The sequence below is a fragment of the Conexibacter sp. CPCC 205762 genome (assembly GCF_030646155.1).
GTDB lineage: Bacteria > Actinomycetota > Thermoleophilia > Solirubrobacterales > Solirubrobacteraceae > Conexibacter.
The window spans coordinates 145,750-160,034 of record NZ_JAUTDN010000004.1 but is presented as its reverse complement, the minus strand read 5'-3'; the positions used below and the strand labels follow the sequence as shown (position 1 = coordinate 160,034).

The window sequence follows — 14,285 nt, the reverse complement described above, 5'->3', positions numbered from 1 at the left end:
GGCGGTGCGGCCGGCCGGCCGCCGCCTCAGCGGTGGCGGTAGACGATGCGCGCGCGGTCGAGGTCGTACGGCGACAGCTCGACGCGCACACGGTCGCCCGGCAGGATGCGGATCCGGAAGCGGCGCATCTTGCCGGCCACGTGGCCGAGGACGAGATGGCCGTTGTCGAGTCTCACGCGGAACATTGCGTTCGGCAGGGCCTCGATGACCTCGCCTTCGAGCTCGACCTTTTCTTCCTTCGACAAACCGTGTCCTATCTGGCGGTGGGTTCGGATGCGGGCATGCGCATGCAGCAGCGCCTTCAGGCCCGACGGTCTACGGTACCAGCCCGCGCGGGGCCGGGGGAGGGCTGAACGCGGCGCCTGGCCGCGTCAGTTGCCGCCGGGGACGCCGGCGCCGCCGCCCTCGGTCTGTATCTCGGGCTCGCCCTGGGGCGGCCTGGCGTAGCCGTCCGGATTGTTGTTGACGCCGCCGGTGCCCGTGTCGCCGGTCGTTCCGTCGGTGCCGGTCGTGTCGCCGGTGCCGTCGGTCGTCCCGTCGCTGGAGCCGTCGCTGCCGTCGTACGAGTAGTCCTCGTCGTCGTTGGAGCCGGTCGAGGAGTATCTGCCGAAGAACGGCTCGGACTCGAACGTGCCGCCCGCGGCCCAGTCGGAGCCGCAGTAGCCGTCGGAGGCGACCGACATGTACGCCTTCCAGATCGGCGCCGGGAAGGTGCCGCCCTGAACCGACTGGCCGTGCACGACCATGTAGACCGGCGTCTTGTAGCCCATCCAGACGGCCGTCGACAGTCTCGGCGTGAAGCCGACGAACCAGGCGTCCTTGATGTCCGAGGTGGTGCCGGTCTTGCCGGCCGCGGGGCAGCCGTAGCTGGCGCCGACGCCGGTGCCGGACTGGACGTTCTGCTCCAGCACCTCGCGCGCCTTCTCGGCCTGCGCCGGTGTGAAGGTGCGCTTGCTTCTCGTTCTGCCGAGATCCTGCACCTGGCCGTCGCGCAGCCGCACTCTCGTCAGGATCGTCGGCGTGCGGCGGATGCCGCCGTTGGCGATCGTCGCGTAGGCGTTGGCCATCTCCAGCACCGTGACGCCGTATCTGAGGCCGCCGAGGCCCTCGGCCGGGTAGGCGTCGAGTCTCGACGTGATGCCCATGTCGTAGGCCGCCTGGCGGACCGCGTCGGGGCCGACGTCGGCGTCGAGCTGGGCGTAGACGGTGTTGTCGGAGGAGAGCGTCGCGCGCGTGATCGTCTCGCTGCCGCTGTAGGTGTGCCCGAACGTCTCGACTCTGTAGGTCGGGTCGCTGGCGAGCCAGCCGGGTTCGAGCACTCTCGACGTGTAGTAGGTCGAGTCGGGGTCGATCCCCTTGCGCAGCGCGGCCATCAGCACCATCGTCTTGAAGGTCGAGCCGGGCTGGCGCTGGGCGGTGGCGGCGTAGTTGTAGACCGTCTTGCCGTCTCTCTCGTCGCCGTACTCGGCGGAGGAGGCCATCGCGAGGATGTGGCCGTTGGCGGGGTCGATCGTGACGATCGCGGCCGGCGGGTCGGCGGGGTCGTAGAGGATCTCTCTGATCGCCGCGCGCGCCGCCTCCTGCTTCTTCAGGTCGATCGACGTGTAGACCCTCAGGCCGCCCGCCCGCAGCACGTCGGCGCCGTACTTCTTCAGCAGCTGCTGTCTGACGTAGTCGAAGACGAACGGCTCCTTGCGCTGCTGGTAGAAGGCGTTCGGCTTGACGCCGAGCGGCGCGGCGTTGGCTCTGTCTGCCTCCGCCTGCGTGATGTATCTCGAGTCGACCATCGCGCGCAGGACCTCGGAGCGGCGCTGCTTGGCCTTCTTCGGTCTCTCGAACGGGGCGTACGCGCTCGGCGCCTGCGGCAGGCCGGCCAGCAGCGCCGACTCGGCCAGCGTCAGCTGCGAGACGTCCTTGTCGAACAGCACGCGCGAGGACGACTGCACGCCGATCGCCTCCTGGCCGCCGACGGTCGTGTACGGGACGTTGTTGAGGTAGCTGACGAGGATCCACTCCTTCGAGTGCTGCTTCTCCAGCTCGTCGGCCAGCTTCGCCTCGCGGATCTTGCGCGTCAGGTCCTTCTTGAATCTGTTCTCAGGTATGTAGAGGTTGCGGACGAGCTGCATCGTCAGCGTCGAGCCGCCCTGCGAGGCGGCGTCGTCGGTCACGTTCTTGACCGCGGCGCGCAGGACGCCGACGTAGTCGACGCCTCTGTGCTTGTAGAAGCGCTTGTCCTCGATCGCGACCGTCGCCTGCTTGAGCGCGTTCGGGATCTTCGTCCCGTCGACCGGCGTGCGCAGCGTGTCGCCGCCGGCGATGAAGCCGAGGCGCGTGCCGTCGGCGGCGTAGACGGTCGAGATCGCGCCGGCCGGCTTGGGCCGGATCGACTCGATGTCGGGCGTGTCGTTGACGACGCCGACGACCCAGCTGGCGGCGACCACGCCCGCGCCGATGCCGCCGAGCAGCAGCAACGTCGTTATGACGAGGAAGACGCGCCGCACCGGGCGCCCGCGATTGCGCCTGCGGCGCTTCTGTCGCTCTCGACGACTCACGTGAAGGGGGAAGGCTGCGGGGCCGCGTCCGGCGGCTCCAGTAAGCAAAGAATAGCCAGAGCCGGTTTTCGCCCTCGCAGGCGATGCTCCTGCCCACGCGTCCGGCGGCGGGTTGCTGCCAACATCCGGCGGCGATGGAACGTCAACCGGTCGGCAGCGTGCGCGCGGCGTGGCAGGTCCTGTGGAGCTCCCGCGCGGTCGTCTGGGCGGCGGGCCTGCTCGGCCTGCTGTGGCTCGGCGAGGCGCCCAACGCCGATCAGTTCGACCCGGGCGCGCTGACGCGGCCGTTCTCGCCCTTCGGCAACCTGCTGGTCGCGCCGGCGGCGCGCTGGGACGCCGTCTGGTACCTGGCGATCGCCCGCGACGGCTACTCCGACACGGTCGACGGCGCGAAGGCCGCCTTCTACCCGCTCTATCCGCTGCTGACGAAGGGCGCCGGCTGGGTCGTCGGCTCGACGCTGGCGGCCGGGGTGCTGATCTCGATCGTCTCGTTCTTCGGCGCGCTCGTGCTGCTGCACCAGCTCGCGGCGCTGGAACTGGGCGAGCGCGGCGCGCGCCACACGCTGCTGCTGGTCGCCTTCTTCCCGGCCTCGTTCTTCTTCTCGGCCGTCTACGCCGAGTCGCTCTTCCTGCTGCTGTCGGTCGCGGCCGTGCTGTCGGCGCGGCGCGGGCTGTGGATGTGGGCCGGGATCGCCGCCGCGCTGGCGACGCTGACGCGCAACAGCGGCGCCGTGCTGCTCGTGCCGCTGCTGCTGCTGTTCCTCTACGGGCCGCGCGAGGACCGGCCGCCGCGGGAGCGGGAGGAGAGCGGACGCTGGTCGCGCTGGGCGCCGCGCTATCCGCTGACGCCGCAGCTGCTGTGGCTGGCACTCGTGCCGCTCGCGCTCGCCGGCTACCTCGCCTACTGCGGGATCGTGCTCGACGATCTCTTCGCGCCGTTCGGCGCGCAGGGCCTGTGGGGCCGCCACCTCGTCCCGCTCGGCGGCATCTGGGAGGGCGCGCGGGCGGCCTGGCTGGGGCTGCGGCAGGTCGGCGCCGGCACCGCCACGCCGGTCTACTTCAGCGACGCCGGCGGCGACCCGCTCGCGAACGCCGGCCAGAACCTGATGCTGTTCGGCTTCCTCGTGTTCGCGCTGGTGGCGCTCGTCGGCGCGCTGCGGCGGCTGCCGATCGCCTACGGCGCCTACGCGCTCGTCGCGCTCGTGCTGACGCTCTCCTACCCCGTCGACGCGCAGCCGCTGATGTCGCTTCCACGCTTCCTGGCGGTGCTGTTCCCGCTCCACATGTGGCTCGCGAAACGGCTCGGCGAGCGCGGCGACGGCGCGGTCGAGCGCGGCGTCGCGATCAGCGCGGTGCTGCTCGGGCTGCTGACGGTGCAGTTCGCGCGCTGGGGGTTCGTCGCGTGAGCGTCGCCGGGGCGCCGCCGCGGGCCTGGCTGCTCGACGCGCTCGGCACGCTGCTGGAGCTGGAGCCGCCGCTGCAGCCGCTGCGGCGGGAGCTGCGCGAGCGCTTCGGGCTGGAGCTGAGCGCGGCGGAGGCCGGCGCGGCGATGAAGGCCGAGATCGGCTGGTACCGCGCCAACCACGACAGCGCGGTCGACCGCGCCTCGCTCGCCGAGCTGCGGCGCGGGGCGGCGCGCGTGCTGCGCGACGCGCTGCCGCCGGCCGCGCACGCGCTCGACCTCGGCGCGCTCACCGAGGCGCTGCTGGCCGCGCTGCGCTTCCGCCCGTTCCCCGAGGTGCCGCAGGCGCTGCGGGCGGCGCGCGCGGCCGGGATCGGGCTGGTCGTCGTCTCCAACTGGGACGTCTCGCTGCACGACGCGCTCGACGCCTCCGGCCTGACGCCGCTGCTCGACGGCGTCGTCACCTCGGCCGAGCTGGGCGCGTCGAAGCCCGACGGGCGCATCTTCGCGCGCGGGCTGGAGCTGGCCGGCGTCGCGGCGGAGCAGGCGCTGCACGTCGGCGACGACCTCGACGCCGACGTCGGCGGCGCGCGCGCCGCCGGGATCGACGTGCGCCTGGTGCTGCGCGACGACGAGCCGGCGCCGCCCGGCGTCGCGGTCGTGCGCTCGCTCGCCGAGCTGCCGGGGATCGCCGCCGCGTAACCTCTGGACGACCGTGAGCAGCGCCCCGCCTCCCCGCTTCATCCCGCCCGTCTCCGCGACGCCCGCTGAGCCACCGCCGCCGGCCGGCCCGCCGCGCGAGACGAACTGGCAGCCGTGGAGCGGCATCGTCGCGCTGCCGGCGGCCTTCTTCGCCGCGGTCCTGCTGCAGTTCGTCGTGCTGGCGGTCGGCTCGGCCTTCGGCTCGCCGTTCGACGACCCGACGCCGGCGGTCAACATCCTGTCGCTGCTGGTGCAGGACTTCTGCTTCGTCGGCGCGGCGATCTTCTTCGCCCGCGCGGCGGGGCCGATCGTGCCGGCGCAGTTCGGGCTGCGGCGGACGCGCTTCGTGCGGGCCTTCGGCGTCACCGCCGGCCTGTTCCTCGGCTACATCGTCTTCAACGCGCTCTACGCGACGCTGATCGACGCGAACACCGAGACGAACGACCTGCCGAGCGGGCTCGGCGTCCACCAGAGCACGGTCGCGCTCGTCGCCGTCGGCCTGCTGGTGACGGTCGTCGCCCCGCTGGCGGAGGAGTTCCTCTTCCGCGGCTTCATGTTCGGCGCGCTGCGCAACTGGCGCGGTCCGTGGACGGCGGCGGTGATCACCGGCGTCGTCTTCGGCGCGATCCACGTGCTCGGGACGGACGTCGAGTTCCTGCTGCCGCTGATGGTCTTCGGCTTCCTGCTGTGCCTGATCCGCTGGAGAACCGACTCGCTGCTGCCGTGCATCGTGCTGCACGCGATCAACAACTCGATCGCGTTCGGCGACCGCGGCGGCGACTTCAGCATCGGCGGGACGGCGCTGTGGACGGTCGGCGCTGTGGCCGCCTGCATGCTGATCTGCGCTCCGTTCGTCGGTTCTCGATCTGACCAGGCGAACGCGCCGGCGACGTGACGACACGGCGCTCATCTAGGATGGTCAGCCTCATGACCGGTCGCACCGCCATCCCCGCATTCGCCGCGACGCTTGCGATCGCCGCGACTCCGGCCGCCGCCCTTGCTCAGGAGGCGCCCGTCGAGCCCGCCGTCGATCCAGCCGCAACGGTTGCCGCGCAGAGAGCCGGCGACCCGCAGGCGAGAACCAGCCCGACGGCCAGAGCGGAGCCGACCGAGAGAGTCGTCAAGCAGCGCGGCGGCAGACTCGGCGTCAGCCTCGCCGGCGGCGTCTACCACGTCGGCAGCACGACGCTGACGCTGCCGGGCAGAGAGGTCCGCATCAGCGGCCGCATCAACCCGTACGTGCCGCACCAGAAGGTCAACGTGCGGATCTGGCTCGGCGACAGACTGGCGAAGTCGGTCGTCGTCACGCCGAAGCCGACGAAGACGAAGCAGACCGCGACCTTCACGGCCAGATTCACCGCCGGCAAGATCGGCGACGTCAAGGTCTTCGCCGTCCACGCGAGAACGCCCGAGCAGAAGGCGATCGAGTCGGCGGCCGCGAAGGTCACCGTCGCCAACCCGAACGCCGGCTACGGCACGACCAGCCCGTTCGCCGGGCTGATCAACCAGAAGCTGCTCGCGCTCGGCTACGCGACCTCGTTCGGCAACACCTTCGACGCCGCCACCGGCCGCGCGCTCGAGGCCTTCCGCAAGGTCAACGGGATGGACCGCACGCAGTCGCTCGACGCGGCGATCGTCGACAAGCTGCTGCGCGGCGTCGGCGGCTTCAAGGTCCGCTACCCGCAGCACGGGCGCCACGTCGAGGCCCACCTCGGCCAGCAGGTGCTGGCGCTGATCGAGAACGGCAAGGTCTTCCGCGCCTACACGACCAGCTCCGGCGCGTCGGTCACGCCGACCGTGCTCGGCAACTACCGCTTCTACTGGAGACAGCCGGGCGTCAACAACAAGGGCATGGTCGACTCGACCTACTTCATCCGTGGCTACGCGATCCACGGCTACCCCGAGGTCCCGACCTACCCCGCCAGCCACGGCTGTCTGCGCGTGCCGATCCCGGTCGCGCACGACATCTACAACTGGGTCCACATCGGCGACCAGATCGACGTCTACTACTGATGCCGATCGTCGCGGCGCCGTACGGGGCCGAGGAGGCGCGCGAGCGCCTCGTCCGCTCGCTCCGTGACGAGGCGCTGGTGATCGGCGAGGTGGTGCTGACGAGTGGCGCGGTCGCGCAGTACCTCGTCGACGTCAAGCGCTCGGTGCTGACGCCGGAGGGCTTCTTCGCCGCCGGCGTCCTGATCGCCGAGCAGGCGCGCACGCTCGGCGCGACCGCCGTCGGCGGCCTGACGATGGGCGCCGACCCGCTCGCATGCGCGGCGCTCGCCGGCGGCGCCGACGTGAAGGCCTTCTTCGTCCGCAAGGAGACGAAGCAGCACGGCCTCAGCCGCCGCATCGAAGGGCCGCAGCTGACGCCCCGCGACCGCTGCCTGATCGTCGAGGACGTCGTCACGACCGGCGGCTCGACCGTCAAGGCGATCGAGGCCGTCCGCGCCGAGGGGCACGAGATCGCCGGTGTCGTCGCGATCTGCGACCGCCTCGCCGGCGGCGCGGCCGCGATCGAGCAGGCGGCGCAGGCGCCGTACGTCGCGCTGACGACGATCGACGACGTCTACCCCGGCCGGCCCGACCGCGGCTGACTGCGGGCCGCCGGGCGAGCGACCCGGCGGCGCTTACGCCGGCCGCTCGGAGTGGAGCGTGTCGACGACCCGCGCGACGACCCGCCGCGCCGGCTCTCTCGGCGACTGCGCGCTGCGGAACGCCAGCAGCGTGTAGGTCGCGTCGCCTCTGCGCTGGAGCGCGACGAGCGTGATCGCCTGCTCGACGCCGGTGTCGGCGTAGGTGCCGGTCGCGGTCGCCTGCGCGCCCGGATAGGGGCTCGTCCGCAGCGGTCTCGAATCGCTCGAGCGGAGGCCTCTGTAGCCCCTCAGCGACTCGATCGCCTGGTCGGCGTAGGTGGCCGGCTCGGCGACCCTCCCGGGTGCGCTGCGGTCGGCGCCGACGGCGATCGCGAGCGTGCGGTCGCGCGAGCGCAGCACCAGCGTGCCGCCGCTGCGGCGGGCGCTCCAGCCGGGCGGGAGGCCGACGCTGAAGCCGCCTCTGGGGTCCTGCACGCGGCGCCAGCCTCTCGGCAGCGCGGGCAGCGGACCGGCGTCGGCGACCGGCACGTCCGCGACCGTCGCGGGGACCGTCGTCGTGATCGTGCGGGTGGGGCCGCGCTCGCCGAATCCGCCGAACGCCTTCACCGTCGCGACGCCGGCCAACAGCGCGCAGGCCGTCAGCAGCACGACGCGTCGCCCCGTCCTGGACATGGCTTCAACCCTAGAGGGTCGGCCGGGGCACCGGGGGTGCGCCAACCGATCCCTGTTCCTCGGCGGCGACCTCCAGCGTCGCCGCGCGCACGGCCGCGCGCGCGTCGTCGCCGTCGAGCCCGAGCCCGCGCAGCAGGTCGACCGCGGTCGAGCGGACCTGGCCGACGAGCACGCTGACCGACATGTTGCCGGTCCGCTCCAGCACCAGCGTCGCGCGCGCCGCCGCCCGCAGCGCGCTGTGGCGCGGCTGCGCGGCGTTGCGGCCGTCGTGGTCGGCGAGCGCGAGGTCGTAGCCGCGCACGGTCGCCGCCAGCTCGTGCAGCGCGATCCCGAGGTCGGGCGGGACGTGGTCGCCGAGCTGGATCGCGCGCAGCGCCCCGCGCGCGAGCACGCGCACGTTGCGGACCGCGTTGTCGAGCTGCGGGTCGGCGGTCGCGTAGTGCGAGAGACGGTCGCGCGTGCGCCAGCGCGGCGGCGCGATCCGCGCCGTCTCGCCGGCCGCGACGACCGCTCTGTGGAAGGCGTCGGCCTTCGCGTCGAGCGCCCGCGCCGCCACCAGCGCCCGCTCGCCGGCGTCGAGGTCGCGTCTGTCGAGCGCCGTCGCGATCGCCTCCAGCGCCTCCGCCAGCTCGTGCAGCAGCGGCCGCACGGTGCGGCGCGCCAGCGCCAGCGGATCGACCGGGATCAGGATCGAGACGGCGATCCCGAGCAGGCCGCCGGTGAAGGCGTCGATCATCCGCCCCCAGTAGATCCCCTCGGTCGGCGGCTGCAGCGTCACGACGAGGATCGCCGAGACGCTCGCCTGCGTGATCAGCAGCGGTCCGCCGCCGACGAAGACGGCGGTCGCCATCGCCAATGCGATCACGCCCATCAGCTGCCAGGTGCCGACGCCGATGACGGAGATCAGCAGGTCGCCGACGGCGATCCCGAGCGTCACGCCGACCATCAGCTCGACGGTGCGGCGACCGCGCTCCATGTAGGTCGCGCCGAGCACGATGATCGCCGCGATCGGGGCGAAGAACGGCCGCGCGTGACCCCACACCTCGGTCGCGATCAGCCAGGCGGCGCCGGCCGCGAGCGTCGCCTGCGCGATCGGCAGCGCCGCGCGCCGCACGTCGGTGAGGCGTTCGCGGAGCCGCATGCGGGAAGCCAGCCGGGAGTTCACGACTGCAAGCATGCCCGACGCACTGCGACGCGCCCCGGCAGCCCTGCGAAGAGACCTGCATGCCCCGACCTGGATTCGAACCAGGGACCTACTCCTTAGGAGGGAGTCGCTCTATCCAGCTGAGCTATCGGGGCGCGTGGCACAGCGTAATGGACCATGTATACGCCGCGAGCCTGTGCTATGCAGCAGTTCCAGCAAGGAGTCGGCGGGGCGTGCGCGAACCTGAAGCGGTCCGAATGGGAGCTGACGACGAGTCATATCGCGCCAACTGCGCGCGGGCGGCGGGGACCGCCCGATGAGCGTCGGCACGCCGAGCGTGCTGCACGATCCGTTCGCCGAACCACCGGCGGGCGCGACCGAGCAGGCGTACGGGCGCTCGCCGGCGCAGCTCTTCTGGCGCCGCTTCCGGCGCGACCGCGTCGCGCTCGCAGCGCTCGCCGTGATCGTCGCGCTGGTGCTGGTCGCGCTGCTGGCGCCGTTGCTGCTGAAGCTGCTCGGCCTGCCCGGACCGAACGTGCGCGACGCGAAGGCGCTGGACGACTTCGGCGCGCCGGTCGGCCCCAGCTCGGCGCACCCGTTCGGCGTCGACGACTTCGGCCGCGACGTCTTCGCGCGCACGGTCTACGGCGCCCGCGTCTCGCTCTTCGTCGGCCTCGTGGGGACCGCGATCGCCGCGCTGCTGGGGACGCTGCTCGGTCTGCTCGCCGGCTGGTCGCGCGGCTGGGTCGACGCGCTGCTGGTCGGGCTCGTGGACGTGATGCTCGCCTTCCCGGTGCTGCTGCTCGGGCTCGGGATCGCCTCCGCCTGCACGCTCGGCGGCGGCTGTGCCGGCGGCCTGATCGAGCCCGGCCTGCGGACCGTCCTGCTGGTCGTCGCGGCGATCGGCTGGACGGTGATCGCGCGCGTCGTACGCGGTCAGGTGCTGTCGCTGCGCGAGCGCGAGTTCGTCGACGCGGCGCGCGTCGGCGGCGCCTCCGAGCTGCGGATCGTCACCCGCGAGGTGCTGCCCAACCTTGTGCCAACGGTGATCGTCTACTCAAGTCTGATGATCCCGCAGACGATCTTGTTCGAAGCGGCGCTGTCCTTCCTGGGAGTGGGAGTGTCACCGTCGACACCGAGCTGGGGCTCGATGCTCGCCGACGCAGCGCCGAACTTCGATACGCAATGGTGGTACATGCTTTTTCCCGGGCTCGCTCTGCTCGTCACCGTGATGGCCTTCAATCTGCTGGGTGACGGCGTGCAGGACGCACTCGATCCGATCTCCAGACAGTGACCTGCTCAGCTGACATGACCATGAAAGGACCGCACATGCCGCGTTCCGTCGCGCGGACGTTGCTTGCCGGCGCCCTGACCCTCGCGCTGGCCCTGCTCCTGACCGCCTGCGGCTCGGGGGGTGACGACAAGGGCGGGAGCACGGCCGATTCCTCCACCGCCGTCAGAGGCGACAACGGCGCCGGCGGCAGCAGAGGCGGCGTCCTGAGAGTGATCACCGAGGAGGATCTCGACAGCCCGCTCGACTCAGGTCACACCTACTCGGCCTCCACGTTCAACCTGCTCTCGGGCACCGTGCGGCCGCTGTTCCGTTACACGCCGGACAACCCCGAGAGATCGGTGCCCGACCTCGCCGCCGCTCCGGCCGACGTCTCCGCCGACGGCAGAACCGTCACGGTGAGAATCCGCAGAGGCGTCAGATACAGCCCGCCGGTGAACCGCGAAGTGGTCGCCAGAGACGTCAAGTACGCGATCGAGCGCGGCTTCAACCCGTCGGTCGCATCCGGGTACGCCGGGGTTTACTACGGCGACGTGATCGGCGCCGACAGAGCCGACGGCGGCCCGATCGCGGGCATCACCACGCCCGACGACCAGACGATCGTCTTCAGACTGAACCGCCCGACCGGCGGCATCCTCGCGGAGGCGCTGGTGCTGCCGCTGTCGGCGCCGGTGCCGCCCGAGGTCGCGCGCAGATACGACGCCAGACCGGTCGGCGGCTACTCGACCTACGCCGCCCACCAGGCGGCGACCGGGCCGTACATGTTCGACGCCAGAGCCGACGGCACCGTCCAGGGCGTCGGCATCGTGCCCGGACGCAGATACGTGCTGAGACGCAACCCGAACTGGGATCCGGCGACCGACGACCGGCCCGCCTACCTCGACGGGCTCGAGTGGAGCGTCGGCAACGACCCCAACGTCGCCGGCCGCCAGGTGCTCGACGGCAACGGCATGAACCTCGGCGACACGCCGACGGCCGCGATCATCAAGCGCGCCGTCCAGCAGTCGCCCGACCAGATCTTCTTCAGCCCCGGCGGCGGCAACCGCTACGCCGCGATCAACACGCAGGTCGCGCCGTTCGACGACGCCGACCTGCGCAAGGCCGTGATCGCCGCGACCGATCGCGACCAGATGCGGCTCGTGCGCGGCGGCAGACTGCTCGGCGACGTCGCGACCCACTTCCTCTACCCGGGCGTGCCCGGCTTCGAGGAGGCCGGCGGGCTGGAGGGCACCGGCGCCGACTTCCTCGCCGCCCCCAGCGGCGATCCGGAGGTGGCGAGAAAGTACATGGTCGCCGCCGGCTATCCGGACGGCAGATACACGGGCGACGAGACGATCACGATCGTCGGCGACTCCGGCGACCCGTCCGACAAGGACGCGGAGCTGGTCGACGCGGCGGTCAGAAGCCTCGGCTTCAGAACGAGACTGCTGCTCGTCGACTCCAACACGATGTACGGCAGATACTGCCAGTCGCCGAGCGCGAGAGTGAACATCTGCCCGAACATCGGCATGTCGCGTGACTTCGCCGACGCCCAGACGGTCCTCGACGCCGCCTTCAACGGCACGTCGATCAGCCGGCAGGACGGCTCCAACCCGAACATCTCGCAGCTCGACGATCCCGCGATCAACGCGGCGATGAAGAGAGCCGAGCTGGTGGTCGATCCGCAGGAACGCGCGCAGGCGTGGGGAAGAATCGACCAGATGATCACCGAGACCGGCGCGGCGATCCCGTGGCTGTGGGACAACCAGCCGGTCGTCTCCTCCAAGGACGTCCGCTGCGCCAACCAGCTGTGGAACCAGGGGCACTGCGACCCCGCCTTCAGCTCGCTGAGATGAGCCGCCGTCGCCGGCGCGCGCCCACGGGGGCGCGCCGGCGATGATCGGCTACATCGCCAGGCGGCTGCTGCAGGCGGTCGTCGTGCTGGTCGCCGTCTGCGCGCTCACGTTCGTGCTGTTCTTCCTGCTGCCGTCGGGCGACCCGGCCGTGCTGCGGGCCGGCAGACGCGCGACGCCGGAGACGATCGCGGCGATCCGCGCGCAGCTGCACCTCGACGACCCCGTCTGGGTCCAGTTCTGGGCCTACCTGAAGGGCGTCTTCCTCCACTTCGACCTCGGCTACAGCTACTACTCCAGCGAGTCGGTCAGCTCGCTGCTGCGGTCGCGGCTGCCGGCGACGCTGTCGCTGACGCTCGGCGCGGTCGTGCTGTGGCTGGCGATCGCGCTGCCGATCGGGATCGTCTCCGCGCTGCGGCGGCGGACCTGGGTCGACCGTCTGCTGATGGGCGGCGCGCTGGTCGCGATCTCGGCGCCGGTCTACTGGGTCGGCCTCGTCGCGCTCTACCTCTTCTCCGACGACATCGGGCTGGTCCCGCTGCTGCCGGGCGCCAACCGCTACGTCGCGCTGAGCGACGACCCGGGTGCTTGGTTCGGCGCGCTGCTGCTGCCGTGGCTGGTGCTGGCCGGCGCCTTCGCCGGCGTCTACGCGCGGATGCTGCGGACGAGCCTGATCGAGACGATGCACCAGGACTTCATCCGCACGGCGCGCGCGAAGGGGATCTCCGAGCGGCGGGTCGTGCTGCGCCACGGCGTGCGGGTCGCGATCACGCCGGTCGTGACGCTGCTCGGCGTCGACATCGGCGTGCTGCTCGGCGGCGCGGTGCTGGTCGAGACGGTCTTCAACGTGCCCGGGATCGGGACGCTCGGCTACGACTCGATCCGCTACGCCGACTTCCCCGTGATCCAGGGCACGGTCCTGCTGGCCGCGCTCTTCGTCGTCGTCGCGAACCTCGTCGTCGACGTCGTCTACGCCTACCTCGACCCGCGCGTGCGGGTCAGCGGCTAGGCGTCGTCTTCCTCGTCGTCCTCGACGTAGAGCGACTCGTGCGCCAGCTCCTCGCCGGCCGCCGACCACAGCTTCACGACGAGGAAGTCCTCGCGGTAGGCGTCGGGGGCGATGAGCGTGAAGCGGTAGTCGACCAGCTCGCACTGGTCGACGGCCAGCTCGGCCAGCTCGGCCGTCACGATCGCGCCGTTCTTGACGAGCGGGATGCCCCAGATCAGCGTCATGTCGGCGCTTCTGCCGTTCTGCCCGCGCCAGCGGCCGACGACCTCCTCGTTGAGGTCGATCTGCCACTCGGGGTTGGCGTCGGCGGTCTCGCTGGTGAAGTCGGCGTGGGCGGCGAAGTCCTCCGGCGCGCCGCCGGGGCCCTCCGCGAACGAGACGTAGCCGAACAGCTCGTTGCCGGCCGAGGTGCGCGCGGTCGCCGGCACGTAGGTGCGGCCGCCGTAGCTGCGGTCCGGGAACCAGACGACCTCGCCGGGCTCGCCGACCTCCTCGTCGCCCGGGTCGATCGCGTCGACGGCCTCGAGGAACCAGCTGCGGAGGGTGTCGGCCCAGCGGCCGTAGGGGAGCGTCTCCTGCGGCGGCTCGGCCGCGAAGCGGATGACGTAGCGATCGGTCGGCGGCATGAGGGCGGAGCCTACTGCGCGCCGCCGCCGGGCGGCTCGACCTCGACCATCAACGTGACGGGCCCGTCGTTGACCGACGCGACCTGCATGTCGGCGCCGAAGATCCCGCGGCGCGCGCCGAGCCGCTCGCAGACGCGCTCGTAGAGCGGCTCGGCGACCGCCCCCGGCGCGGCCGCGACCCAGCTCGGCCGCGTCCCCTTGCGGGTGTCGCCGTAGAGCGTGAACTGGCTGACGCAGAGCACCTCGCGGCCGGGCCCGAGCGGCTCGTTCATGCGCCCGTCGGCGTCGGCGAAGATCCGCAGCGCCAGCAGCTTGTCGGCGAGCCGGTCGGCCTCGCGCTCGCCGTCGGCGTGGGTGACGCCGAGCAGCACCAGCAGCCCGGGGCCGATCTGCGACACCGTCTCGCCGCCGACGCTGACGCTCGCGTGCGAGACGCGCTGGACGAGGGCGCGCACGCGCGG

14 protein-coding genes and 1 tRNA gene are annotated in these 14,285 nt (G+C 72.0%); 8 read left to right on the top strand and 7 right to left on the bottom strand.

Annotated features, from left to right (window positions below; all coding sequences use genetic code 11):
• Positions 1 to 26: 26 nt before the first annotated feature.
• Together infA and Q7L73_RS06065 are read right to left on the bottom strand one after the other, a co-directional pair.
• Entirely contained in the window at positions 27 to 245 is a 219-nt protein-coding gene (gene infA, locus Q7L73_RS06070) for a translation initiation factor IF-1 (RefSeq protein ID WP_304686918.1), read from the bottom strand.
• Between the two features lie 126 nt (positions 246 to 371).
• Positions 372 to 2,501 (bottom strand): transglycosylase domain-containing protein, encoded by a 2,130-nt coding sequence (locus Q7L73_RS06065; RefSeq protein ID WP_304686916.1) that lies wholly within the window; start codon positions 2,499 to 2,501, stop codon positions 372 to 374.
• A gap of 185 nt (positions 2,502 to 2,686) precedes the next feature.
• Here Q7L73_RS06065 and Q7L73_RS06060 point away from each other — a divergent pair, with 185 nt between their 5' ends.
• The 5 genes from Q7L73_RS06060 to Q7L73_RS06040 are packed head-to-tail and all read left to right on the top strand — an operon-like array spanning position 2,687 to position 7,250.
• Complete coding sequence (locus Q7L73_RS06060) at positions 2,687 to 3,958, top strand: mannosyltransferase family protein (protein ID WP_304686914.1); 1,272 nt, start codon at positions 2,687 to 2,689, stop codon at positions 3,956 to 3,958.
• Positions 3,955 to 4,656 carry an HAD family hydrolase gene (locus tag Q7L73_RS06055; RefSeq protein WP_304686913.1) on the top strand — a complete coding sequence of 234 codons (702 nt, stop codon included), beginning with the start codon at positions 3,955 to 3,957 and terminating at the stop codon, positions 4,654 to 4,656. The genes Q7L73_RS06060 and Q7L73_RS06055 overlap by 4 nt, the downstream gene beginning before the upstream one ends.
• Positions 4,657 to 4,669: 13 nt before the next feature.
• Positions 4,670 to 5,551, top strand: coding sequence for a CPBP family intramembrane glutamic endopeptidase (locus tag Q7L73_RS06050; protein WP_304686910.1), 882 nt, complete (start codon positions 4,670 to 4,672; stop codon positions 5,549 to 5,551).
• A 32-nt stretch (positions 5,552 to 5,583) separates the two neighbouring features.
• Positions 5,584 to 6,669, top strand: coding sequence for a L,D-transpeptidase (locus tag Q7L73_RS06045; RefSeq protein WP_304686908.1), 1,086 nt, complete (start codon positions 5,584 to 5,586; stop codon positions 6,667 to 6,669).
• On the top strand, positions 6,669 to 7,250 hold the full coding sequence (locus Q7L73_RS06040; RefSeq protein WP_304686906.1) for an orotate phosphoribosyltransferase: 582 nt from the start codon (positions 6,669 to 6,671) through the stop codon (positions 7,248 to 7,250). The genes Q7L73_RS06045 and Q7L73_RS06040 overlap by 1 nt, the downstream gene beginning before the upstream one ends.
• A gap of 33 nt (positions 7,251 to 7,283) precedes the next feature.
• On the opposite strand, the gene Q7L73_RS06035 is transcribed toward Q7L73_RS06040, so the two are convergent.
• From Q7L73_RS06035 to Q7L73_RS06025, 3 genes are all read right to left on the bottom strand, one after another.
• Positions 7,284 to 7,922: a hypothetical protein gene (locus tag Q7L73_RS06035; protein ID WP_304686905.1), complete on the bottom strand. Its 639-nt coding sequence runs from the start codon at positions 7,920 to 7,922 to the stop codon at positions 7,284 to 7,286.
• A gap of 10 nt (positions 7,923 to 7,932) precedes the next feature.
• On the bottom strand, positions 7,933 to 9,087 hold the full coding sequence (locus tag Q7L73_RS06030; RefSeq protein WP_304715507.1) for an aromatic acid exporter family protein: 1,155 nt from the start codon (positions 9,085 to 9,087) through the stop codon (positions 7,933 to 7,935).
• A gap of 60 nt (positions 9,088 to 9,147) precedes the next feature.
• Positions 9,148 to 9,221: transfer RNA gene (locus tag Q7L73_RS06025), tRNA-Arg, on the bottom strand.
• A 161-nt stretch (positions 9,222 to 9,382) separates the two neighbouring features.
• On the opposite strand from Q7L73_RS06025, the gene Q7L73_RS06020 reads away from it, so the two are divergent.
• From Q7L73_RS06020 to Q7L73_RS06010, 3 genes are read left to right on the top strand one after another with little or no spacing between them, the layout of a single operon-like run.
• Positions 9,383 to 10,360 (top strand): ABC transporter permease, encoded by a 978-nt coding sequence (locus tag Q7L73_RS06020; protein ID WP_304686901.1) that lies wholly within the window; start codon positions 9,383 to 9,385, stop codon positions 10,358 to 10,360.
• 35 nt (positions 10,361 to 10,395) lie between these two features.
• Positions 10,396 to 12,192, top strand: coding sequence for an ABC transporter substrate-binding protein (locus tag Q7L73_RS06015; protein WP_304686899.1), 1,797 nt, complete (start codon positions 10,396 to 10,398; stop codon positions 12,190 to 12,192).
• 40 nt (positions 12,193 to 12,232) lie between these two features.
• Positions 12,233 to 13,198 carry an ABC transporter permease gene (locus Q7L73_RS06010; protein WP_304686897.1) on the top strand — a complete coding sequence of 322 codons (966 nt, stop codon included), beginning with the start codon at positions 12,233 to 12,235 and terminating at the stop codon, positions 13,196 to 13,198.
• Here the strand turns inward: Q7L73_RS06010 and Q7L73_RS06005 are convergent.
• Positions 13,195 to 13,824: a hypothetical protein gene (locus Q7L73_RS06005; protein WP_304686894.1), complete on the bottom strand. Its 630-nt coding sequence runs from the start codon at positions 13,822 to 13,824 to the stop codon at positions 13,195 to 13,197. The genes Q7L73_RS06010 and Q7L73_RS06005 overlap by 4 nt on opposite strands.
• Positions 13,825 to 13,835: 11 nt before the next feature.
• On the bottom strand, positions 13,836 to 14,279 hold the full coding sequence (gene dtd / locus Q7L73_RS06000; RefSeq protein ID WP_304686890.1) for a D-aminoacyl-tRNA deacylase: 444 nt from the start codon (positions 14,277 to 14,279) through the stop codon (positions 13,836 to 13,838).
• Between the last annotated feature and the right edge of the window lie 6 nt (positions 14,280 to 14,285).